Raw genomic sequence first — 22808 nt, forward strand, 5'->3', positions numbered from 1 at the left:
ACGGGCGGGGTGATGGTCGGACCTGGGCTGCCAACTACGTGGTACAGGACGGTAGTTCATGCGGAGAGCCGTCGGCGCCGAGTTCGGCGCCGGCGGCTTTTTGCCCGCACTTGATGCCGTCTTGACATGATCATGGAGCGTGACCAGCCTGGCGTCTGCGCACAGATGTGCCGGACAAACGCAAGGGGGGCTCATGAGACGAAGAGCGAGATCGATCCTCGCTGTAGCTGCACTCATGCTGGGCGGGGCGAGCCTGGCGCCCATCGCTCAGGCGGAGGGCGGCCGTTCGGCCGACCCGGGTGCGGACGCCGTCAAGGTGTTCCACGCCGATGTCACCCAGCAGCAGGTACCCCTGCTGCTGGCGGCCGGCCAGGACGCCCACGAACTGAGCGAGCAGGTTCCGCGTAAGGGCACCGCCGAGGTCGAGGTCTACCTCACCGACAAGCAGGCGGGGCAGCTGGAGGACAAGGGCGTCGACCTCACCGAGTACAAGACCTCGGCGAAGGCGCAGGCCCGGGTGGCCGCCGCGGGGGACGGTGTGTACCGCCCGTACAGCGGAGCGGGCAATCTCCAGGAGGAGATCGTCCGGACCGGCCAGGCCCACCCCGGCCTCACCAAGGTCGTCTCCATCGGAAAGACCCTCAAGGGGCAGGACATCCTGGCGCTCAAGCTCACCAAGGGCGCCAAGAAGACCAAGGACGGCGCCAAGCCCTCCGTGCTGTACATGTCCAACCAGCACGCCCGCGAGTGGATCACGCCCGAGATGACGCGGCGTCTGATGCACTACTACCTGGACAACTACTCCACGGACAAGCGCGTCAAGAAGATCGTCGACTCCACCGAGCTGTGGTTCGTCATCTCGGCGAACCCCGACGGCTACGACTGGACGTTCGACCCCGCCGGTGAGCGCCAGTGGCGCAAGAACATGCGTGACGTGAACGGCGACGGCGCCATCACCACCGGCGACGGCGTCGACCTCAACCGCAACTTCGCCTACAAGTGGGGTTACGACAACGAGGGTTCGTCCCCCAACCCCACCAGTGAGACCTACCGCGGCGCGAGCCCCGGCTCCGAGCCCGAGACCAAGGCGATCGACGCCTTCGAGAAGCGCATCGGCTTCACGTACGGCATCAACTACCACTCCGCGGCCGAGCTGATCCTCTACGGAGTCGGCTGGCAGGTGGCGACCCCGAGCCCCGACGACGTGCTCTACGAGGCCCTCGCCGGTACGCCCGAGAACCCCGCCATCCCCGGCTACCGCCCGCAGGTCTCCTCCGAGCTCTACACGACGAACGGTGAGGCCGACGGTCACGCCTCCAACGTCAACGGCCTGGCGATGTACACCCCCGAGATGTCGACCTGCCAGACCGCGTCGAACCTCGACCCGAACGACGCCTGGAACGCGGCGGACTGCGCCTCGGTCTTCACCTTCCCGGACGACGAGAAGCTGATCCAGCAGGAGTTCGCGAAGAACGTCCCGTTCGCGCTCTCCGTCGCCGAGACCGCCGTACACCCCGACAAGCCGTCGTCCTCGCTCGGCCTCGAAGCGGCCGACTTCACGCCCGCCGCCTTCCCGACCTCGTACTCGCGCGGAGCCGACCAGGAGATCTCGGTCGTCGTACGGAAGTCCGTGCGCGACAAGGAGCTCAAGTACCGCGTCAACGGCGGCCGTACGTGGGACCAGGCGCTCAAGCCGTGGAAGGGCGGCGAGACCTTCGGAGGCGAGGACAACCTCTACTTCGACGAGTACCGCGCACCCGTCCAGGACGGCGTCCCGGGCGACGAGGTGGAGGTCTGGTTCACCGGAGAGACGAAGAGCGGAAAGCCCACCTCCAGCGAGCACTTCACGTACACCATCGCCGAACGGCCCCGCGCCGACACCCTCGTGGTCGCCGAGGAGACCACCGCGGCCGCCCAGACGCAGACGTACGTCGACGCGCTCAAGGCCAACGGGCGCAAGCCCCTGGTCTGGGACGTCGCCACGCAGGGAGCGCCCGACGCGCTCGGTGTGCTCAGCCACTTCGGGACGGTCGTCCACTACACCGGCGCCGACCGCCCCGGCTACACCACCCAGCTCGAACTGCGCGCCTACCTCAACGAGGGCGGCAAGCTGATCGAGGCGGGCGAGCAGGCGGGCGGCAGCGTCGCCCTGCCCGGCGCCCTGACGAACGACTTCAGCCAGTACTACCTGGGCGCCTACTCCCGTACGACCACGCCCGGCGCCACCGCCTTCACCGGATCGGGCGAGCTCGCCGGCGCCGGCGGAGCGCTCAGCGGCGCGCCCGGCAACCCGCTCAACGCGGCGGGGGCGTACAGCGTCACCTCGGACAACCTGCCCGTCGCCACGTTCCCGCAGTTCGCGAGCGCGGGCGCGGGCCAGTACCCGGGGACCGTCAATCCGTACGGCCCCTACGAGGGCACCTCCATGGCGGCCGTCACCCACTCCGACTACGCCTGGAACCGGCTCACCCGCACCATCGACCTCACCGGGGTGAGCGCGGCCGACGCGCCCACGCTGCGCACGCAACTGCTGTGGGACACCGAGGAGGCCTACGACCACGCCGTGCTGGAGGCTCACACGGCCGGGGCCGACGACTGGACGACACTGCCCGACAAGGGCGGCGCCACCAGCACCGCCGTCCCCGTCGAGTGCGAGGCCGGGTACTTCATCAAGGCCCACCCCGCTCTCACCCGGTACCTCACCCGCGGCGACACGGCCTGCACGCCCACCGGTACCACCGGCTCCTGGAACAGCTTCACCGGAGCCTCCGACGGATGGCAGGAGGTCAGCTTCGACCTCTCCGCCTACGCCGGAAAGACGGTGGAGGTGTCGCTGAGCTACATCACCGACCCGGGCTCGGGCGGCCACGGCGTCCTCGCCGACAACGCCACCGTCGTCATCGGCGGCACGGCGGGCGCGGTGGAGGGCTTCGAGACCTCGCTCGGTGCCTGGAGCGTCGCCGGACCGCCCGCGGGCAGCCCCGCGGTCATCAAGGACTGGGCGCTCTCCGGTGAGCTCTTCAAGACGTACGGAGCGGTCACCACGGACGACACCGTGCTGCTGGGCTTCGGCCTGGAGCACGTCACCGCGGCGGCCGACCGGACGGCCCTCGTCGGAAAGGCGCTGGCCGCACTGCGCGGCTGAATCGGTCTGACGATCAGGTGAACACGGCGGGCGGTCCGTACCCCTACTGGCGGGTACGGACCGCCCTGCCGTGTATGGGGCATCTCGATGTCACCCCGGGAGCCTCAGGGAGGTAGGGTCGTAACCGGTCGGGGACATCCCATACAACTCGCCGGCATCTGAGCCGGCGTACCAACGAGGAGATCGGTTCGTGACGATCCGCGTAGGCATCAACGGCTTTGGCCGCATCGGTCGTAACTACTTCCGCGCGCTGCTGGAGCAGGGTGCTGACATCGAGATCGTGGCTGTCAACGACCTGGGTGACACCGCGACCACAGCTCATCTTCTGAAGTACGACACCATCCTGGGCCGGCTCAAGGCCGAGGTGTCGCACACCGCCGACACGATCACCGTGGACGGCCACACCATCAAGGTGCTCTCCGAGCGCAACCCCGCCGACATCCCGTGGGGCGACCTCGGCGTCGACATCGTCATCGAGTCGACCGGCATCTTCACCAAGAAGGCCGACGCCGAGAAGCACATCGCGGGCGGCGCCAAGAAGGTCCTCATCTCGGCTCCGGCCAAGGACGAGGACATCACGATCGTGATGGGCGTCAACCAGGACAAGTACGAGGCGGCCAACCACCACGTCATCTCCAACGCCTCCTGCACCACCAACTGTGTGGCGCCGATGGCGAAGGTCCTCGACGAGAACTTCGGCATCGTCAAGGGCCTGATGACGACGGTCCACGCGTACACGAACGACCAGCGCATCCTGGACTTCCCGCACTCGGACCTGCGCCGCGCCCGCGCCGCCGCCGAGAACATCATCCCGACCACGACGGGTGCCGCCAAGGCCACCGCCCTGGTCCTCCCGCAGCTCAAGGGCAAGCTCGACGGCATCGCGATGCGCGTCCCGGTCCCGACCGGTTCCGCCACCGACCTCGTCGTGACCCTCCAGCGCGAGGTCACCAAGGACGAGGTCAACGCCGCGTTCAAGAAGGCCTCCGACGACGGCGACCTCAAGGGCTACCTGACGTACACCGAGGACCCGATCGTCTCCTCGGACATCGTCGGCGACCCGTCGTCCTGCACCTTCGACTCCTCCCTGACCATGGTCCAGGAGGGCAACACGGTGAAGATCCTCGGCTGGTACGACAACGAGTGGGGCTACTCCAACCGCCTCGTCGACCTCACGGTCTTCGTCGGCGGCCAGCTCTGAGTCCCAGAGCAGGCACCTCGATGTGAGGACAGGGCCCGGGCAGCGCACAGCAACGCTGCCCGGGCCCTGTCCCACGTCGTGATCGATCAGCCCTCTCCGGATTGCAAGAGCCCCCAAGGAGTCCATCTATGAAGACGATCGACGAACTTCTCGCCGAAGGCGTGGACGGCAAGCGGGTCTTCGTCCGCGCCGACCTGAACGTGCCGCTGGCCGACGGCCTCATCACCGACGACGGCCGCATCCGCGCCGTCCTGCCGACCGTCAAGGCGCTGGCCGAGGCGGGCGCCAAGGTGATCGTCGCCTCGCACCTGGGCCGCCCCAAGGGCGCCCCGGACCCGGCGTTCTCCCTCCTCCAGCCCGCCGAGCGGCTCGCCGAACTCCTGGGTGCCCCGGTCGCGTTCGCCCAGGACACGGTCGGCCCCGCCGCCCACGACGCGGTGAACGGCCTCCAGCCCGGCCAGGTCGCGGTCATCGAGAACCTGCGCTTCAACGCCGGCGAGACGTCCAAGGACGACACCGAGCGCGGCGAGTTCGCCGACCGGCTCGCGGCCATGGCCGACATCTACGTGGGCGACGGTTTCGGCGCGGTGCACCGCAAGCACGCCTCCGTGTACGACCTTCCGGCGCGCCTCCCGCACTACGCGGGCTACCTCATCGCCACCGAGGTCGGCGTCCTGAAGAAGCTCACCGAGGACGTCAAGCGCCCCTACGTGGTCGCGCTCGGCGGCTCCAAGGTCTCCGACAAGCTGGCCGTCATCGACCAGCTCCTCGGCAAGGCCGACAAGCTGCTCGTCGGCGGCGGCATGGTCTTCACCTTCCTCAAGGCCAAGGGGTACGAGGTCGGCACCTCCCTCCTTCAGGAGGACCAGATCCCGGTCGTCAAGGAGTACATCGAGCGCGCCGAGAAGAACGGCGTCGAGCTGATCCTCCCGGTCGACGTGGTCGTGGCCCCGCAGTTCCCGGACCTGAAGACGAAGGCCCCCTCCAACCCCACCACCGTCGCCGCGGACGCCATCCCGGCCGACCAGCTCGGTCTCGACATCGGTCCCGAGTCCCGCAAGCTCTACGCCTCGAAGCTCGCCGACGCGGCCACCGTCTTCTGGAACGGTCCGATGGGCGTCTTCGAGCACCCCGACTACGCCGAGGGCACCAAGGCGGTCGCCCAGGCCCTTCTCGACTCCCCGGCCTTCACGGTCGTCGGCGGTGGCGACTCCGCCGCGGCCGTCCGCATCCTGGGCTTCGACGAGACGGCATTCGGCCACATTTCGACCGGTGGCGGCGCCTCCCTCGAATACCTCGAGGGCAAGACGCTCCCCGGCCTCGCCGCACTGGAGGACTGACCTACATGAGCACGCGCACGCCGCTGATGGCGGGCAACTGGAAGATGAACCTCAACCACCTCGAGGCCATCGCGCACGTCCAGAAGCTCGCTTTCGCCCTGGCCGACAAGGACTACGAGGCCTGTGAGGTCGCCGTCCTGCCGCCCTTCACCGACCTGCGCTCCGTACAGACCCTGGTCGACGGCGACAAACTCAAGATCAAGTACGGCGCCCAGGACGTCTCGGCGCAGGACTCCGGTGCCTACACCGGCGAGATCTCCGGCCCGATGCTGGCCAAGCTCAAGTGCACGTACGTGGCGGTCGGCCACTCCGAGCGCCGCCAGTACCACCACGAGACCGACGAGCTCGTCAACGCCAAGGTGAAGGCCGCGTACAAGCACGGTCTGACCCCGATCCTGTGTGTCGGCGAGGAGCTCGACGTCCGTGAGGCGGGCAACCACGTCACGCACACGCTGACCCAGGTCGAGGGCGGTCTCAAGGACGTCCCCGCCGAGCAGGCCGGGTCGATCGTGATCGCGTACGAGCCCGTCTGGGCCATCGGCACCGGCAAGGTCTGCGGCGCCGACGACGCGCAGGAGGTCTGCGCGGCGATCCGCGGCAAGCTCGCCGAGCTGTACTCGCAGGAAGTGGCCGACGCCGTGCGCATCCAGTACGGCGGCTCGGTGAAGTCCGGGAACGTCGCGGAGATCATGGCGAAGCCCGACATCGACGGCGCTCTGGTCGGCGGTGCCTCCCTGGACGCCGAGGAGTTCGTCAAGATCGTCCGGTTCCGCGACCAGTGATCCGAAGGCTCGCGGCCGCGAGTATGCGGTAGCGGCGATCCGTCGTACCCTAGCGGGGGCCAGGTGGGCAGCCACCCGGCCCCCGTCGTCCGTCCAGTTCCGAGGAAGTTGGTCCAGCCGTGGTTATGGGGTTCTCGATCGCCCTGATCGTCTTCAGCGGCCTGTTGATGCTGCTGGTGCTGATGCACAAGGGCAAGGGCGGCGGCCTCTCCGACATGTTCGGTGGCGGCATGCAGTCGTCCGTCGGTGGCTCCTCGGTCGCCGAGCGCAACCTCGACCGCATCACCGTGGTCGTCGGTCTGCTCTGGTTCGCGTGCATCGTCACGCTCGGCATCCTGATGAAGGTCAACAACTGACCATCGGCCCACATCGGCCGGTACACATCGGTACAACTGCACATTACGCACGCGCTTTGCGCACGTAAGGCCCCATGTTCGGTACGCGACGGAAACCGCGGCCTATCATGGGGCTTGCGTCTAGGGGCGGGGGTGTAACTCCAATCACTGGACGCGCGTTGGGCCTTACGTAGACTGAGGCGCTCGCGGCGAAGCGTCACGCCGACTCGCTTCGCGGCACCATTACGCAGGGAGTTACGACCGTGGCAAGTGGCAACGCGATCCGAGGAAGCCGGGTCGGGGCGGGGCCGATGGGCGAGGCCGAGCGTGGCGAGTCCGCGCCGCGGCTGCGCATCTCCTTCTGGTGCTCCAACGGGCACGAGACGGTGCCCAGCTTCGCCAGCGACGCGCAGGTTCCCGACACCTGGGACTGCCCGCGCTGCGGCTTTCCCGCCGGACAGGACCAGGAGAACCCGCCGGACCCGCCGCGCACCGAGCCGTACAAGACGCACCTCGCGTACGTACGGGAGCGGCGCAGCGACGCGGACGGGGAGGCGATCCTCGCCGAGGCGCTCGCCAAACTGCGGGGCGAGATCTAGGGGTTGTAACCGGCCGGGTGCCTTCGGGTGTCCGGCCGGAGCTGTATCGCGGGCCCGACGTGTGCCACGTGCGGCCCGCTTCCTCCCTGTGCCGGGAACGATCGTGAGGTGCCGGGGCCGTCCTGCGGTTCGTGGCCGGGCGCCGTTCACGGCCGTGTCGTCCGTGCCCACCGTCATCCCGGTGATACCTGTGTGCCTGCCGGACGTATCTGTTGTTGAGCCGGACGACGGTGCCACGGCAGCTCACGTCGAGCCCTGATCAATTAGGTTGGGACCGGCAGCGGGGCAAGGTACGCAGCAGCACAGGCAGGAAGAAGGCGGAAGTCCGAGATGAACGCAGAAAGCCGTACCAGGCTCAATGAGACGCCTGAGTGGACCGCACTGGCAGGGCACCGCGACGAGCTCGCGGGGACCCACCTGCGGGACCTGTTCGCGGCCGACCCCGGGCGCGGCGGCGGATACACCCTGGAGGTCGGCGATCTGCACGTCGACTACTCCAAGCACCTGGTGAACGACGAGACGCTGAGGCTGCTGCGCCAACTGGCCGCGGCGACCGACGTGTTCGGGCTGCGGGACGCCATGTTCCGGGGCGAGAAGATCAACGTCACCGAGGACCGCGCGGTACTGCACACCGCGCTGCGCGCCCCGCGGGACGCGGTCGTCGAGGTCGACGGGGAGAACGTCGTCCCCGCCGTGCACGAGGTCCTCGACAAGATGGCCGGCTTCGCCGAGCGCATCCGCTCCGGCAAGTGGACCGGGCACACCGGCGAGCGCATCAGGAACGTCGTCAACATCGGCATCGGCGGTTCCGACCTCGGTCCGGCGATGGCGTACGAGGCGCTGCGCTCCTTCACCGATCGCGGCCTCACCGTCCGCTTCGTGTCGAACGTGGACGGCGCCGACCTGCACGAGGCCGTGCGGGACCTGGACGCCGCCGAGACGCTGTTCATCATCGCCTCGAAGACGTTCACCACGATCGAGACGATCACCAACGCGACCTCCGCCAGGAACTGGCTGCTGACCGAGCTGAAGGCCGATCAGGAGGCCGTCGCCAAGCACTTCGTGGCGCTGTCGACCAACTCCGAGAAGGTCGCGGACTTCGGTATCGACACCGCGAACATGTTCGGGTTCTGGGACTGGGTCGGCGGGCGGTACTCGTTCGACTCCGCGATCGGCCTGTCCCTGATGATCGCGATCGGCCCGGACCGGTTCCGTGAACTGCTCGACGGGTTCCACCTGGTCGACGAGCACTTCCGCACCGCGCCCGCCGAGTCCAACGTGCCTTTGCTGCTGGGCCTGTTGGGCATCTGGTACGGCAACTTCCACGATGCCCAGTCGCACGCGGTGCTGCCGTACTCGCACTACCTGTCCAGGTTCACCGCCTACTTGCAGCAGCTCGACATGGAGTCCAACGGCAAGTCCGTGGACCGCGACGGACATCCGGTGGAGTGGCAGACCGGTCCGGTGGTGTGGGGCACGCCCGGCACCAACGGGCAGCACGCCTACTACCAGCTCATCCACCAGGGCACCAAGCTGATCCCGGCGGACTTCATCGGCTTCGCCGAGCCGGTCGCCGAGCTGAGTGACGAACTCAAGGCCCAGCACGACCTGTTGATGGCGAACTTCTTCGCGCAGACGCAGGCGCTGGCCTTCGGCAAGACGCCGGACGAGGTGCGGGCGGAGGGGGTGCCCGAGGAGTTGGTGGCGCACAAGACGTTCAAGGGTGACCATCCCACGACGACGATCCTCGCGCGTGAGCTGACGCCGTCGGTTCTGGGGCAGTTGATCGCCCTCTACGAGCACAGGGTGTTCGTCCAGGGCGCGGTCTGGAACATCGACTCGTTCGACCAGTGGGGGGTCGAGCTCGGGAAGGTGCTGGCCAAGCGGGTCGAGCCGGCGTTGACGGAGGGGGCGGATGTGCCGGGGCTGGATGCGTCCACGATCGCGCTCGTGGCCAAGTACCGGGAGCTGCGTGGGCGTTAGGGGTGGGGTTTCTCGCCCCCTCCGCTCCTTCCCGTCCCGTTCCTGGGGGCTCTGCCCCCAGACCCCCGTATCGCGCTGAACGCGCTTGTCCTCAAACGCCGGACGGGCTGGCATGCCCGTCCGGCGTTTGAGGACTCTGTTTCTTATGCCGAGGCCGCCGGGTACAGCTCCCGCGGCAGTTGTGATGCCGCTGCCGCGTCCAGGAGCCACAGGGTGCGGGAGCGGCCCTGGGCGCCGGCGGCCGGGGCCTGTACCTCGCCCGCGCCGGAGAGGGCGATCGCCGCGGCCTCCGCCTTGTCCTCGCCCGCCGCGAGCAGCCACACCTCGCGGGCGGAGCGGATCGCGGGGAGGGTGAGGGAGATCCGGGTGGGCGGCGGCTTGGGGGCGCCGTGGACGCCGACCACCGTGCGTTCGGTCTCCCGTACCGCGGGCAGCTCGGGGAAGAGCGAGGCCACGTGGGTATCGGGGCCGACGCCCAGCATCAGGACGTCGAAGGCGGGAACGGCGGCGTGGTTCTCGGGGGCCGACGCCTTCGCGAGCTCCACCGCGTACGCCTCCGCGGCGGCATCCACGTCGGAGCCGTAGGGGCCGTCCGAGGCGGGCATCGGGTGCACACGGGCCGGATCGAGGGGCACGGAGTCCAGGAGTGCCGCGCGGGCCTGTGTGTCGTTGCGGTCCGGGTCGCCCTCGGGCAGGAACCGCTCGTCGCCCCACCACAGGTCGAGACGCGCCCAGTCGACGGCGTCCCGGGCGGGGGCCGAACTCAGCGCCGCCAGAAGGCCGTTGCCGTTGCGGCCGCCCGTGAGCACGATGGAGGCGTTGCCGCGCGAGGCCTGCGCGTCCACGATCTTCGTGATCAGCCGGGCCGCGGCGGCCTGGGCCATCAGTTCCTTGTCGCGGTGGACGACCAGTTGCGGAGTGCTCACTTGGCGGCCGTCCCCTTCGCCGGGGGCATCTGCGCCGGGGTCGGCCGGTTGCGGGCCGCCGCGGACGGCGTCCTCGAAGCCGAGTCGGCCACGGCGGAGGCCGGAGTCCGGGTGGGCAGCGGATCCCTGTCCGCCGTCGAGTGGGCGCCGCCCAGCCGGTCCACCCCGAACCGCAGCGCGGACGCGTACGTGTCGTCCGGGTCGAGGCGTCGCAGTTCCTCGGCCATCAGCTCGGACGTCTCGCGGCGCTTGAGCGCCACCGCGCGGTCCGGCTGGCCGTCCAGCGTCAGGGTGGCCATCGTGCCGTCCGGCCGCTGGAGCGCGACGGGACCGCCGGTGGTCTCCATGCGGACCTGGGTCAGGCCGGGGCCGGCGGAGACCCCGCGCCGGACGTGCACGTGCAGCCGGTCGGCGAGCCACATGGCCAGCAGTTCGACGCTCGGGTTGAACTCCTCGCCGGTCACCTCCGCGGAGATGACCTCGCAGTCCACCTGGTCGAGGGCGGCGGCCAGCATGGAACGCCAGGGGGTGATCCGGGCCCACGCCAGGTCGGTGTCGCCCGGCTCGTAGTTCTCGGCACGGGCGCGCAGTTCCTCGACGGGCTTGACCGCCGAGTAGCTGTCGGTGACCCGGCGCTGGCCGAGCGCACCCAGCGGGTCCTTGGCCGGGTCGCGCGGGGAGGCCACCGGCCACCAGACCACGACCGGGGCGTCCGGCAGCAGCAGGGGGAGCGCGACGGACTGGGCGTGGTCCGCGACCTCGCCGTAGAGCCGCAGGACCACCGTCTCGCCGGTACCCGCGTCCGCGCCGACGCGTACCTCGGCGTCGAGGCGGGACTTCGTGCGGTCGCGGGGTGAGCGGGAGACGCGCCTGACGACCACGAGGGTCCGTGAGGGGTGCTCGCGGGAGGCGTCGTTGGCGGCGCGCAGGGCGTCGTACGCGTTCTCCTCGTCGGTGACGATGACGAGGGTGAGCACCATGCCGACGGCGGGGGTGCCGATGGCCCGGCGGGCCTGCACGAGCGACTTGTTGATCTTGCTGGCCGTGGTGTCCGTGAGGTCTATTTTCATGGGCGCCGCCAGCTCCGTCCGTCTCGCTCGAGCATTTCGTCCGCCTCGACGGGGCCCCAGGTGCCCGAGGGGTACTGGGCGGGCTTGCCGTGCTTGTCCCAGTACTGCTCGATCGGGTCGAGGATCTTCCAGGACAGCTCGACCTCCTCCGTGCGCGGGAAGAGGTTGGAGTCGCCCAGGAGGACGTCCAGGATCAGCCGCTCGTACGCCTCGGGGCTCGACTCCGTGAAGGACTCGCCGTACGCGAAGTCCATCGAGACGTCCCGGATCTCCATGGAGGTGCCGGGGACCTTGGAGCCGAAGCGGACCGTGATGCCCTCGTCGGGCTGGACGCGGATGACGATCGCGTTCTGGCCCAGTTCCTCCGTCGCCGTGTGGTCGAAGGGGGAGTGCGGGGCGCGCTGGAAGACGACGGCGATCTCGGTGACGCGGCGGCCCAGACGCTTGCCGGTGCGGAGGTAGAAGGGGACCCCGGCCCAGCGGCGGTTGTCCACCTCGACCTTCACGGCGGCGTAGGTGTCGGTCTTCGACTTGGGGTCGATGCCGTCTTCCTGGAGGTAGCCGACGGCCTTCTCGCCGCCCTGCCAGCCTTCCGCGTACTGGCCGCGGACCGTGTTCCTGCCCAGGTCCTTCGGCAGTTTCACGGCGCCGAGCACCTTGGTCTTCTCGGCGGCGAGCGCGTCCGCGTCGAAGGCGGCGGGCTCCTCCATGGCGGTCAGCGCCAGCAGCTGGAGGAGGTGGTTCTGGATGACGTCACGGGCGGCGCCGATGCCGTCGTAGTAGCCGGCGCGGCCACCGATGCCGATGTCCTCGGCCATCGTGATCTGCACGTGGTCGACGTACGACCGGTTCCAGATCGGCTCGAACATCTGGTTGGCGAAGCGGAGCGCCAGGATGTTCTGGACGGTCTCCTTGCCGAGGTAGTGGTCGATCCGGAAGACCTGGTCCGGGGCGAAGACATCCTCGACGGTCGAGTTGAGCTCCTCGGCCGACTTGAGGTCGTGCCCGAAGGGCTTCTCGATCACCGCGCGGCGCCAGGAGCCCTTGGGCTGGTCGGCGAGGCGGTGCTTCTTCAGCTGCTTGATGACCACCGGGAAGGCGCCAGGCGGCACGGACAGGTAGAAGGCGAAGTTGCCGCCCGTGCCCTGTGCCTTGTCCAGCTCCTCGATGGTGGTGCGCAGCCGCTCGAAGGAGTCGTCGTCGTCGAAGGTGCCCTGGACGAAGCGCATGCCCTGGACGAGCTGCTGCCAGACCTCCTCGCGGAAGGGCGTACGGGCGTGCTCCTTGACCGCGTCGTGGACCTCCTGCGCGAAGTCCTCGTCGGCCCATTCGCGCCGGGCGAAGCCGACGAGCGAGAAGCCCGGCGGCAGCAGGCCCCGGTTGGCGAGATCGTATACGGCGGGCATCAGCTTTTTACGTGACAAATCGCCCGTGACACCGAAGATGACCAGGCCCGACGGCCCCGCGATACGCGGGAGCCGTCGGTCTGCGGGGTCACGCAGCGGGTTGCTGCTTGACAAGGTTTCAGCCCTCCGAGGGGGCGAGGCGCTGGAGCTCTGCCTCTGTCGACTTGAGCAGGTCGTTCCAGGACGTCGCGAACTTCTCGACGCCCTCGTCCTCCAGGAGCTGGACCACGTCGTCGTAGGCGATTCCGAGCTTCTCGACGGCTTCGAGTTCGGCGCGGGACTGCTCGTACGTGCCGGCGACGGTGTTGCCGGTGATCTGTCCGTGGTCCTCGGTGGCCTCGAGAGTGGCTTCCGGCATGGTGTTCACCGTGTTCGGCGCGACCAGGTCGTCGACGTACAGGGTGTCCTTGTAGGCCTTGTCCTTGACGCCGGTCGAGGCCCACAGCGGACGCTGCTTGTTGGCCTGCGCCTTGTCGAGGGCGGCCCAGCGGTCGGAGGAGAAGACCTCCTCGTACGCCTCGTAGGCGAGCCGCGCGTTGGCCAGCCCCGCCTTGCCGCGGGCGGCCTTGGCGGCGTCGGTGCCCAGGGCGTCGAGCCGCTTGTCGATCTCGGTGTCCACGCGGGACACGAAGAAGGAGGCGACCGAGTGGATCTTGGAGAGGTCGAGGCCGGCGGCCTTGGCCTTCTCCAGGCCCGCGAGGTAGGCGTCCATGACCTCGCGGTAGCGCTGCAGCGAGAAGATCAGCGTGACGTTGACGCTGATGCCCTTGCCGATGACCTCGGTGATCGCGGGCAGGCCCGCGGGGGTCGCCGGGATCTTGATGAGGGTGTTGGGGCGGTCCACCAGCCAGGCCAGCTGCTTGGCCTCGGCGACGGTCGCCAGCGTGTTGTTGGCCAGCCGCGGGTCGACCTCGATCGAGACCCGGCCGTCCTGGCCCTCCGTCGCGTCGAAGACCGGGCGCAGGATGTCGGCGGCGTCACGGACGTCCGCCGTCGTGATCATGCGGACGGCCTCTTCGACGGTGACCCTGCGGGCGGCGAGCTCGGTGAGCTGCTGGTCGTAACCGTCGCCCTGTGAGATGGCCTTCTGGAAGATCGACGGGTTGGTGGTGACGCCCACGACGTGCTGCTGGTCGATCAGTTCGGCGAGGTTGCCGGACGTGATCCGCTTGCGCGACAGGTCGTCCAGCCAGATCGCGACGCCTTCTTCGGAGAGGCGCTTGAGTGCGTCTGTCATGGAAATTGCATCTCCTACGTGTCGTGTACCAGCGTCAGCGCTGGGCTGCGGCGATCGATTCCCGGGCGGCGGAGGCGACGTTCTCGGCAGTGAAACCGAATTCGCGGAAGAGGACCTTGCCATCGGCCGAAGCACCGAAGTGCTCCAGCGAAACAATGCGTCCGGCATCCCCGACGAACCGGTGCCAGGTGAGCCCGATGCCGGCCTCCACCGAGACCCGCGCCTTCACGGAAGGCGGCAGGACGCTGTCCCGGTACCCCTGGTCCTGCTCGTCGAACCACTCGACGGACGGCATCGACACGACCCGCGTCGGAATCCCGTCGGCCTGGAGCCGCTCGCGCGCCTCGACGGCGACGTGCACCTCGGAGCCGGTGCCGATGAGGATGACCTCGGGCGAGCCGCCCTCGGCCTCGAACAGTACGTAACCGCCCTTGGCGGCGTCCTCGTTGGCCTCGTACGTCGGTACGCCCTGACGGGTCAGCGCGAGGCCGTGCGGGGCGCCCTTGCCGAACACCTTGGTGTAGCGCTTGAGGATCTCGCGCCAGGCGATCACGGTCTCGTTGGCGTCCGCGGGACGGACGACGTTCAGACCGGGGATCGCGCGCAGCGAGGCCAGGTGCTCCACCGGCTGGTGGGTCGGGCCGTCCTCGCCGAGGCCGATGGAGTCGTGCGTCCAGACGTACGTCACCGGCGCGTGCATGAGAGCGGACAGCCGGACGGCGTTGCGCATGTAGTCGGAGAACACCAGGAAGGTGCCGCCGTAGATGCGGGTGTTGCCGTGCAGCGCGATGCCGTTCATCTCGGCGGCCATCGAGTGCTCGCGGATGCCGAAGTGGACCGTTCGGCCGTACGGGTCCGCCTCCGGCAGCGGGTTGTCCGCAGGCAGGAAGGAACTCGTCTTGTCGATGGTCGTGTTGTTCGAGCCCGCGAGGTCGGCGGAGCCGCCCCACAGCTCGGGGATGACGGGGCCGAGGGCCTGGAGGACCTTGCCGGACGCGGCGCGGGTGGCGACGGCTTTGCCCGTCTCGAACGCTGGGAGCTTCGACTCCCAGTCCGTGGGCAGTTCGCCCGCGGCGATGCGGTCGAACTCGGCGGCGCGCTCGGGGTTGGAGGTGCGCCAGGCGGCGAAGCCCTTCTCCCACTCGGCCCTGGCCTCGCGGCCGCGGTCCTGGGCCTGCCGGGTGCGCGCGAGGACCTCGTCGGCGACCTCGAAGGTCTTCTCCGGGTCGAAGCCCAGCACGCGCTTGGTGGCCGCGACCTCGTCGTCGCCGAGCGCCGAGCCGTGCGCGGCCTCGGTGTTCTGGGCGTTCGGGGCGGGCCAGGCGATGATCGAGCGCATCGCGATGAACGACGGCTTGTCGGTGACCGCCTTGGCGGCCTCGATCGCGTCGTAGATGGCGTGCACGTCGAGGTCGCCGTCCGGCTTCGGGGCGACCCGCTGCACGTGCCAGCCGTACGCCTCGTACCTCTTGACGGTGTCCTCGGAGACCGCGGTCTCCGTGTCGCCCTCGATCGAGATGTGGTTGTCGTCCCACAGCAGGACCAGGTTGCCGAGTCGCTGGTGGCCCGCCATCGACGACGCCTCGGCGGAGATGCCCTCCTGGAGGCAGCCGTCACCGGCGATCGCGAAGATGAAGTGGTCGAACGGGGACTCGCCCGGCGCGGCGTCCGGGTCGAACAGGCCGCGCTCGTAGCGGGTGGCCATCGCCATGCCCACCGCGTTGGCGACACCCTGGCCCAGCGGTCCCGTCGTCGTCTCGACGCCGGGGGTGTGCCCGTACTCGGGGTGTCCGGGCGTCCTGCTGCCCCACGTCCTGAAGGCCTTCAGATCGTCCAGCTCCAGGCCGAAACCGGCCAGGTACAGCTGGGTGTAGAGGGTCAGGGACGAGTGGCCCGCGGACAGCACGAAGCGGTCGCGTCCGGTCCAGTCGGGGTCCGACGGGTCGTGCCGCATCACCTTCTGGAAGAGGGTGTACGCGGCGGGCGCCAGGCTCATCGCCGTACCGGGATGGCCGTTACCGACCTTCTGTACGGCATCGGCGGCCAGGACGCGGGCGGTGTCCACGGCCCGCTGGTCCAACTCGGTCCACTCGAGGTCTGTGGTGGTCGGCTTGGTGCTCACCCTGAGTCAGGGCTCCTCTCCACATGGTCCACATGTCGAATTGCCGGCGCGCGTGCGCCCGCCGGCCGTTGTCGAGCCTACCCCCGTGAGTACGTGCGTTTTTTCGAGTCATTCCAGACTGCCGGGAGTCTCCGCGATCCGCCTCCCGACCGGTCCTTTCCGTATTCGGCAAGTGAATACGGAGCCGCTCGTCCGAGTGCTCAATCGAGCTTTGTCACTCCCGTCACGAGCGCGTCACCACGCCCCCGGGGCGACGTCCCCCAACACGACCCACCCCCGCGAATGTCGGGGTATGGGCAACGTCTACAGTGGCGTGGTACGCGCGAGCCTTTACGGGGAGTTCACACCCGGAGGCTTGCTGGGATGTCTCTGTCAGGGGTGTGCGTGACGGCCGTCGAATCCCGTCCATCGGGTGGGGGCACCGCCCATGCCCTCAAGACAATGGGGGAACTCGGGACCAGCAGCGGACCGAGTCACCGGCCGTTCGGGGCCCGTGTCATGGCGTTCGTGGCGCTGACCAAGCCACGAATCATCGAGCTGCTCCTCATCACCACCGTGCCGGTGATGTTCCTGGCCCAGCAGGGGGTGCCCGACCTCGGGCTGGTGCTGCTCACCTGCCTCGGGGGTTACCTCTCGGCGGGCGGCGCGAACGCGCTGAACATGTACATCGACCGGGACATCGACGCGCTGATGGACCGGACCTCGCAGCGGCCCCTGGTCACCGGGATGGTCAGCCCCCGCGAGTGCCTGGCCTTCGGCCTCTCCCTCGCCGCGGTCTCCACGCTGCTGTTCGGCCTGACGGTCAACTGGCTGTCGGCCTGGCTCTCCCTCGGCGCGCTCTTCTTCTACGTCGTCGTCTACACGATGATCCTCAAGCGCCGTACGTCGCAGAACATCGTGTGGGGCGGTATCGCCGGCTGCATGCCCGTCCTCATCGGCTGGTCGGCGGTGACCAACTCGATGTCGCTGGCCCCGGTCGTCCTCTTCCTCGTCATGTTCTTCTGGACGCCGCCGCACTACTGGCCGCTGTCGATGAAGGTCCGCGACGACTACGCGCGCGTGGGCGTGCCCATGCTGCCGGTCGTCGCCTCCAACAAGGTCGTCGCCCGCCAGATCGTCCTCTACAGCTGGGTGATGGTCGGCGTCTCGCTGCTGCTGACCCCGCTCGGCTACACCGGCTGGTTCTACACGTCGGTCGCCCTGCTGGCCGGCGGCTGGTGGCTGTGGGAGGCGCACGGGCTGCAGAACCGCGCCAAGGACGAGGCGGCGGGCGGCAAGCTCAAGGAGATGCGGCTGTTCCACTGGTCCATCACCTATGTGTCGCTGCTGTTCGTGGCGGTCGCGGTGGATCCCTTCCTCCGTTAGTCCTTCCGGGCGTCATCCCTTCGAGGGAATCCGACGGGCGGGGTGTCGTGGTCAAGGCCACGCACCCCGCCCGTCGCCGTTCCCGCTACCCGTCGGTAGCATCCTGGTCATGGCAGACACCCAGCAGGTTGACGAGACCCCCGGCGCCGCCAAGGACGCCAAGGCCGAGCGCAGGACGGCCAAGTTCGCCAAGCAGATCTCCGCGTTCGCCAAGGAGCACGGCGGGGCCGAGGGGCATCTTGAGTACCTCGGGCAGCGCGGCGCCCGGATCGTGCTGGTCGGCGAGGACGGCGGCTGGGGCGACCTGGTGGTGCCCACGTACGCGATCGCCGAGGAGGCGGTGCGGCAGGCCGGCATCACCGTTCATCAGGAGTTCGACGGGGAGTTCGCCGCGAAGGTGAGGACAGGGCCGTACGAGTGGAAGCGGATGGCCGGCATCCAGCTGGGAGCTCCGGGCAACGGTTGATCCCGGCCTCAGCTGCGGCGCCCCGCCAGGGGGCGGGGAACCGCGCGACCGGCCACGGGCGGCCCGCGGTTTCGAGAATCCCGGGCACTCCCCGACGGCGTAAACAGCGGAGCGTCTTCGCACGGGGTGTGCGCGAGCAACACCTGACGCCCGGCTCACCCGTTAGGACCTGAGGAAGCACGGTCCAGTCGCGGGGAGTCCGGATGATCGAAACGCCGTCCCTGGTGGACCAGTACTGCCACGGAGTCCTGAGAACGGAGCTGGGCCTCGGAACCTTCGAGGCCCACCTCGCCAGGACCGAGGGGCCGCCCGCCCCGGGCACCACCTTCTTCGACACCCAGACCGGGTTCGCGGTACGCCGCTGGTGTCCGCCCCTGCTCGGTCTGGAGCCGCACTGTCCGCCCGCCCGCTATCTCGCCCGGCGCCGAGAACTGGGCGTACTGGAATCGGGGCGCAGACTGCTGCGCGGGACCGGCATCACGACGTACCTGGTGGACACCGGGCTGCCGGGCGACCTGACCGGCCCCGGCGAGATGGCCTCCGCCGGCGCGGCCGACGCCCACGAGATCGTCCGCCTGGAGCTGCTGGCCGAGCAGGTCGCGGACACCTCCGGAACCGTCGAGTCCTTTCTCGCCAATCTCGCCGAGTCCATCCACGGCGCCGCGGCGAACGCCGTGGCCTTCACCTCCGTGGCGGGCGTACGGAGCGGTCTGGCACTCGCGCCGGAGCCGCCGGGACCGGGGGAGGTGCGGGGCGCGGCGGGGCGCTGGCTCGCGCGGCGGCCGGTGGGCGGGGCGCTCAGCGACCCGGTACTGCTCAGGCATCTGCTGTGGATCGCGGTCGCCTCGGGGCTGCCGCTCCAGTTGCACGCCGGGCTCGGCGAGCCGGGCCTGCGCATCGACCGCACCGACCCCGTCCTGCTCACCGACTTCGCCCGCGCCACCTCGGGACTCGGCACCGATCTGGTCCTGCTGCACGGCTACCCCTACCACCGGCACGCGGCGCACCTCGCCGGGGTCTTCCCGCATGTGTACGCCGATCTGGGCGCCGCTCTGGTGCGCACCGGCGCGCGGGCCGCGGCCGTGTTCTCGGAGATCCTCGAACTGGCGCCCTTCGGCAAGCTCCTCTTCTCCAGCGGCGCACAGGGGCTGCCCGAACTCCACGTGGTCGGGGCACGGCTGTTCCGTGAGGCGCTGGCCCGGGTGCTCGGCACCTGGGTGGCGGAGGGCGCCTGGTCGCTGGCGGACGCGCAACGCGTGGCGGGGCTGATCGCGGCCGGGAACGCACGGCGGGTGTACGGCGTGCGGTGAGCGCACCAGACTCTGGTCCCATGACCGACTCCGCCGACGCCACCGCCCGCCTGCTGGACCGTTTCCTCACCGAGCTGCGCGCCTTCGACCCCCTCGCCCTGTGGGCGCACGGCTCGCTCGCCGGCGGCGACTACCAGGAAGGGCGCAGCGACCTCGACCTGATCGCCGTCCTGGACGCTCCGCGGTCGCTCGCCACGGTGCGCGGGCTGGTCCGGCTGCACCGACGACTGCGTGTCGAGGAGCCGCTCGCCGTGAAACTGCACTGCAGCTATCTGCCGCCCGGCCGGCATTCCGACCCCGAGCGGTCGTACGTCACCTGGGCCCAGAACGTGCTGATGAGACGCCCGGTCACCCCGGTAACCCGGCGCGAACTGCACGCCTTCGGGCGCGTGCTGCACGGCGGGCCGCCCGGGGACCTGCTGCCGCCCGTCCAGGACCGGGAGCTCAAGGCCTACGTCGTACGGGACCAGAAGGAGTTCTGGAGACCCGCCGTGGACAAGGCCCGGCTCTGGACGGACGACGGCTGGGTCGACCTCGGTCCTGTCACCTTCGCGCGGGCGACCGTCACCCTGGGCGAGGGCCGGCTGATCTCCAAGAGGGAGGCGCTGGACCTGCTGCCGGGACTCGGCGCGCCGATCGAGGTGGTCGAGGACATCAGGCGACGGCGGTACGGGGATCCGGCGCCGCGCGCCGACACGTGGCCGGCGCGCAGGGCCGAGCTCACCAGGGCCTACCTGGGGCCCGCGATCGACGGCCTGGTCGCGAGGTACGAGGGACTCACGCGCGCGTGAGCGTCGACTCCGTGGCGGGACCCGGCACATCGGCCAGGATCTCGGGGCGTTCGCGCAGCGACAGCAGCACCCGCAGGACGCCGATCCACACCAGGCAGGAGCCGAACATGTGGAGGCCGACGAGGACTTCGGGCAGGTCCGTGAAGTACTGGACGTAACCGATGACGCCCTGCCCGAGGAGGATGAGGAACAGGTCGCGGGTGCGGTCGAGGGGGCCCTTGGGGGCGTCGACCGCCTTGAGGACGAACCACAGGGCGAAGGCCAGCGTCACCACGATCCAGGCCAGCACGGCATGCACCTTGGTGACGTTCTCCCAGTCCAGCGGGATCCGCTCGACCTCGCTGGAGTCACCGGCGTGCGGACCGGCGCCGGTGACGACCGTGCCGACCGCGATCAGCAGGACGGTCGCGGCGACCAGCACCCACACCATCTGCCGCACCGGCTTGCCGACCAGCGGGCGCGGCGCCCCGTCGCCCTCGCCGGTGCGCCGCCACAGCAGGGTGGCGACGGCGATGAGCGCGGTGGAGAGCAGGAAGTGGGCCGCGACCGTATACGGGTTGAGGCCGACGAGCACCACGACGCCGCCGAGCACCGCGTTGCTCATGACGATCCAGAACTGCGCCCAGCCCAGCCGGGTCAGGCTGCGCCGGAACGGCTTTCGCGAGCGGGCCGCGACGATCGCCCAGCCGACCGCCGCGCACAGCACGTACGTCAGCATCCGGTTGCCGAACTCGATGACGCCGTGGACGCCCATCGCGCTCGTCGTGGTGAGCGAGTCGTCGGTGCACTTGGGCCAGGTCGGGCAGCCGAGCCCCGAGCCGGTGAGCCGTACGGCGCCGCCGGTGACCACGATCGCCACCGCCATGACGAGCGCGGCGAGAGCCGCGCGTCGCACCGTCCGGGAGGTCGGGGTCCAGCACTCGGCGATGAAGGCGAGCGGGTTGCGCACGGCGGCTACGGCGTCGGCTCGGGTCACTTTTGGCACGCGCACCATCGTAGGGGGCCGCTTGTGCACGCCTTCACGAGGGCCCCATACCTACTCCCAGCGGAAGAATCTTCCCGCCGCCGTCAGTCCCACGACCGCCCAGACGGCCAGGATCCCGAGGTTCCCCCACGGCATCCCCGCCCCGTCCCGCAGCACGTCACGCAGACCGTCCGACAGCGCGGAGATCGGCAGCAGGGCCAGGACGTCCTGGAGGCCCGGGGGGAACTTGTCGAGCGGGACGATCACGCCGCCGCCGACCAGGAGCAGCAGGAAGACCAGGTTCGCGGCGGCCAGGGTCGCCTCCGCCTTCAGCGTGCCCGCCATCAGCAGGCCGAGGCCGGAGAAGGCGGCGGTGCCCAGCACCAGCAGGAGCAGGACGGCGAACGGGTTGCCGTGCGGCGACCAGCCGAGCGCGAGGGCGATCACCGTCACCAGGAGCACCTGGAGGATCTCCGTGACCAGCACCGACGCCGTCTTCGCCGTCATCAGGCCCCAGCGGGGGAGCGGGGAGGCGGCGAGCCGCTTCAGGACGCCGTAGCGGCGCTCGAAGCCCGTCGCGATCGCCTGGCCGGTGAACGCCGTCGACATCACGGCGAGCGCCAGGATGCCGGGCGTCAGGAAGTCGACCGCCTTCCCGGCGCCCGTGTCGACGATGTCGACCGCGCTGAACAGCACCAGCAGCAGCGTGGGGATGACGACCGTGAGGAGGAACTGCTCGCCGTTGCGGAGCAGCATCCGCGTCTCCAGCAGGGCCTGCGCGGCGATCATCCGGGGCAGCGGGGCCGCTCCGGGCCTCGGGGTGTACGTACCGGCGGTGGTCACGAACGCAGCTCCTTGCCGGTCAGTTCCAGGAAGACGTCTTCGAGCGTGTGGCGTTCGACGGAGATCTTCTCCGGCATCACGCCGTGCTGCGCGCACCAGGAGGTGACCGTGGCGAGCAGCTGCGGGTCGACCTTGCCGCCGACGCGGTACGCGCCGGGCGTCAGTTCGACCGCCGTGCTGTCCGCCGGGAGCGCCTTGAGCAGGGCCGCCACGTCGAGCCCCGGGCGGCCGCTGAAGCGCAGGGTGTTCTCGGCGCCGCCGCGGCACAGCTCGTCGGGGGAGCCCTGGGCGACGACCCGGCCCGCGTCGATGATCGCGACGTCGTCGGCGAGCTGCTCGGCCTCGTCCATGTGGTGCGTGGTGAGGATGACCGAGACCCCGTCGGCGCGCAGGTCGCGCACGAGGTCCCAGGTGGCCCGGCGGGCCTGCGGGTCCAGGCCCGCCGTCGGCTCGTCGAGGAAGACCAGTTCGGGGCGGCCGACCACGGCCATCGCCAGCGCGAGCCGCTGCTGCTGGCCGCCGGAGAGCCGCCGGTAGGTGGTGCGGCCGCAGCTTTCGAGGCCGAGCCGTTCGACGAGCGCGTCCACGTCGAGCGGGTGCGCGTGGAGTCGCGCCACGTGGCGGAGCATCTCGCCGGCCCGCGCGCCGGAGTAGACGCCGCCGGACTGGAGCATGACGCCGATCCGCGGGCGAAGTTCGCCGGCCTGCCCGACCGGGTCGAGGCCCAGGACGCGCACGGTGCCGGAGTCCGGCTTCCGGTAGCCCTCGCAGGTCTCTACCGTGGTCGTCTTTCCCGCGCCGTTGGGGCCGAGCACGGCGGTGATGCCGGCCTCGGCCACCAGGTCGAGGCCGTCCACCGCGGTCTTCCTGCCGTACCTCTTCACCAAGGCCTGGACCTGGACCACGGGCTCGCTTCGCATGGG

The 22808-nt window shown here is 69.8% G+C and carries 19 protein-coding genes; 11 read left to right on the top strand and 8 right to left on the bottom strand.

The features are described from left to right. Positions 1 to 193 precede the first annotated feature (193 nt). The 7 genes from ACIP79_RS29125 to pgi all read left to right on the top strand — a co-directional run bounded on the left by ACIP79_RS29125 (position 194) and on the right by pgi (position 9385). Positions 194 to 3145: a M14 family zinc carboxypeptidase gene (locus ACIP79_RS29125; protein WP_401227860.1), complete on the top strand. Its 2952-nt coding sequence runs from the start codon at positions 194 to 196 to the stop codon at positions 3143 to 3145. Positions 3146 to 3335: 190 nt separating this feature from the next. Beyond that, complete coding sequence (gene gap / locus ACIP79_RS29130) at positions 3336 to 4346, top strand: type I glyceraldehyde-3-phosphate dehydrogenase (RefSeq protein ID WP_401227862.1); 1011 nt, start codon at positions 3336 to 3338, stop codon at positions 4344 to 4346. 128 nt (positions 4347 to 4474) lie between these two features. Further along, positions 4475 to 5686: a phosphoglycerate kinase gene (locus ACIP79_RS29135; protein ID WP_401227864.1), complete on the top strand. Its 1212-nt coding sequence runs from the start codon at positions 4475 to 4477 to the stop codon at positions 5684 to 5686. Positions 5687 to 5691: 5 nt separating this feature from the next. Beyond that, positions 5692 to 6468: a triose-phosphate isomerase gene (tpiA, locus tag ACIP79_RS29140; protein ID WP_383682286.1), complete on the top strand. Its 777-nt coding sequence runs from the start codon at positions 5692 to 5694 to the stop codon at positions 6466 to 6468. Positions 6469 to 6593: 125 nt separating this feature from the next. Further along, entirely contained in the window at positions 6594 to 6824 is a 231-nt protein-coding gene (gene secG / locus ACIP79_RS29145; protein ID WP_383682287.1) for a preprotein translocase subunit SecG, read from the top strand. Positions 6825 to 7066: 242 nt separating this feature from the next. Further along, positions 7067 to 7402, top strand: a complete 336-nt coding sequence (locus tag ACIP79_RS29150; RefSeq protein WP_383682289.1) for an RNA polymerase-binding protein RbpA — start codon at positions 7067 to 7069, stop codon at positions 7400 to 7402. A 330-nt stretch (positions 7403 to 7732) separates the two neighbouring features. After that, complete coding sequence (gene pgi, locus ACIP79_RS29155) at positions 7733 to 9385, top strand: glucose-6-phosphate isomerase (protein WP_401227866.1); 1653 nt, start codon at positions 7733 to 7735, stop codon at positions 9383 to 9385. 143 nt (positions 9386 to 9528) lie between these two features. On the opposite strand, the gene pgl is transcribed toward pgi, so the two are convergent. The 5 genes from pgl to tkt are packed head-to-tail and all read right to left on the bottom strand — an operon-like array spanning position 9529 to position 16146. Then, positions 9529 to 10311 (bottom strand): 6-phosphogluconolactonase, encoded by a 783-nt coding sequence (gene pgl / locus ACIP79_RS29160; protein ID WP_401227868.1) that lies wholly within the window; start codon positions 10309 to 10311, stop codon positions 9529 to 9531. Further along, positions 10308 to 11381 (bottom strand): glucose-6-phosphate dehydrogenase assembly protein OpcA, encoded by a 1074-nt coding sequence (gene opcA, locus ACIP79_RS29165; protein WP_401227870.1) that lies wholly within the window; start codon positions 11379 to 11381, stop codon positions 10308 to 10310. Before opcA ends, pgl begins: the two co-directional genes overlap by 4 nt. Then, on the bottom strand, positions 11378 to 12901 hold the full coding sequence (gene zwf, locus ACIP79_RS29170; protein ID WP_401227872.1) for a glucose-6-phosphate dehydrogenase: 1524 nt from the start codon (positions 12899 to 12901) through the stop codon (positions 11378 to 11380). Before zwf ends, opcA begins: the two co-directional genes overlap by 4 nt. A 4-nt stretch (positions 12902 to 12905) precedes the next feature. Beyond that, on the bottom strand, positions 12906 to 14024 hold the full coding sequence (gene tal, locus ACIP79_RS29175; protein WP_401227874.1) for a transaldolase: 1119 nt from the start codon (positions 14022 to 14024) through the stop codon (positions 12906 to 12908). Positions 14025 to 14058: 34 nt separating this feature from the next. Continuing rightward, entirely contained in the window at positions 14059 to 16146 is a 2088-nt protein-coding gene (gene tkt, locus ACIP79_RS29180) for a transketolase (RefSeq protein ID WP_401227876.1), read from the bottom strand. A 378-nt stretch (positions 16147 to 16524) separates the two neighbouring features. Here tkt and ACIP79_RS29185 point away from each other — a divergent pair, with 378 nt between their 5' ends. The 4 genes from ACIP79_RS29185 to ACIP79_RS29200 all read left to right on the top strand — a co-directional run bounded on the left by ACIP79_RS29185 (position 16525) and on the right by ACIP79_RS29200 (position 20078). Next, positions 16525 to 17511 (top strand): heme o synthase, encoded by a 987-nt coding sequence (locus tag ACIP79_RS29185; RefSeq protein WP_401228137.1) that lies wholly within the window; start codon positions 16525 to 16527, stop codon positions 17509 to 17511. 109 nt (positions 17512 to 17620) lie between these two features. Next, the gene (locus ACIP79_RS29190) at positions 17621 to 17977 is read left to right on the top strand and encodes a hypothetical protein (RefSeq protein WP_401227878.1); all 357 of its coding nucleotides are present in this window, start codon (positions 17621 to 17623) and stop codon (positions 17975 to 17977) included. 203 nt (positions 17978 to 18180) lie between these two features. After that, positions 18181 to 19287, top strand: a complete 1107-nt coding sequence (locus ACIP79_RS29195) for an amidohydrolase family protein (RefSeq protein WP_383683949.1) — start codon at positions 18181 to 18183, stop codon at positions 19285 to 19287. 20 nt (positions 19288 to 19307) lie between these two features. Next, the gene (locus ACIP79_RS29200) at positions 19308 to 20078 is read left to right on the top strand and encodes a nucleotidyltransferase domain-containing protein (RefSeq protein ID WP_401227880.1); all 771 of its coding nucleotides are present in this window, start codon (positions 19308 to 19310) and stop codon (positions 20076 to 20078) included. Here the strand turns inward: ACIP79_RS29200 and ACIP79_RS29205 are convergent. The 3 genes from ACIP79_RS29205 to ACIP79_RS29215 are packed head-to-tail and all read right to left on the bottom strand — an operon-like array spanning position 20065 to position 22805. Beyond that, complete coding sequence (locus ACIP79_RS29205) at positions 20065 to 21072, bottom strand: heme A synthase (RefSeq protein WP_401227882.1); 1008 nt, start codon at positions 21070 to 21072, stop codon at positions 20065 to 20067. The genes ACIP79_RS29200 and ACIP79_RS29205 overlap by 14 nt on opposite strands. A gap of 42 nt (positions 21073 to 21114) precedes the next feature. Then, positions 21115 to 21831 carry an ABC transporter permease gene (locus ACIP79_RS29210; protein ID WP_401228139.1) on the bottom strand — a complete coding sequence of 239 codons (717 nt, stop codon included), beginning with the start codon at positions 21829 to 21831 and terminating at the stop codon, positions 21115 to 21117. 50 nt (positions 21832 to 21881) lie between these two features. Beyond that, positions 21882 to 22805, bottom strand: coding sequence for an ABC transporter ATP-binding protein (locus ACIP79_RS29215; RefSeq protein ID WP_401227884.1), 924 nt, complete (start codon positions 22803 to 22805; stop codon positions 21882 to 21884). Between the last annotated feature and the right edge of the window lie 3 nt (positions 22806 to 22808).

This window comes from Streptomyces sp. NPDC088747, assembly GCF_044751025.1.
Lineage (GTDB): Bacteria > Actinomycetota > Actinomycetes > Streptomycetales > Streptomycetaceae > Streptomyces.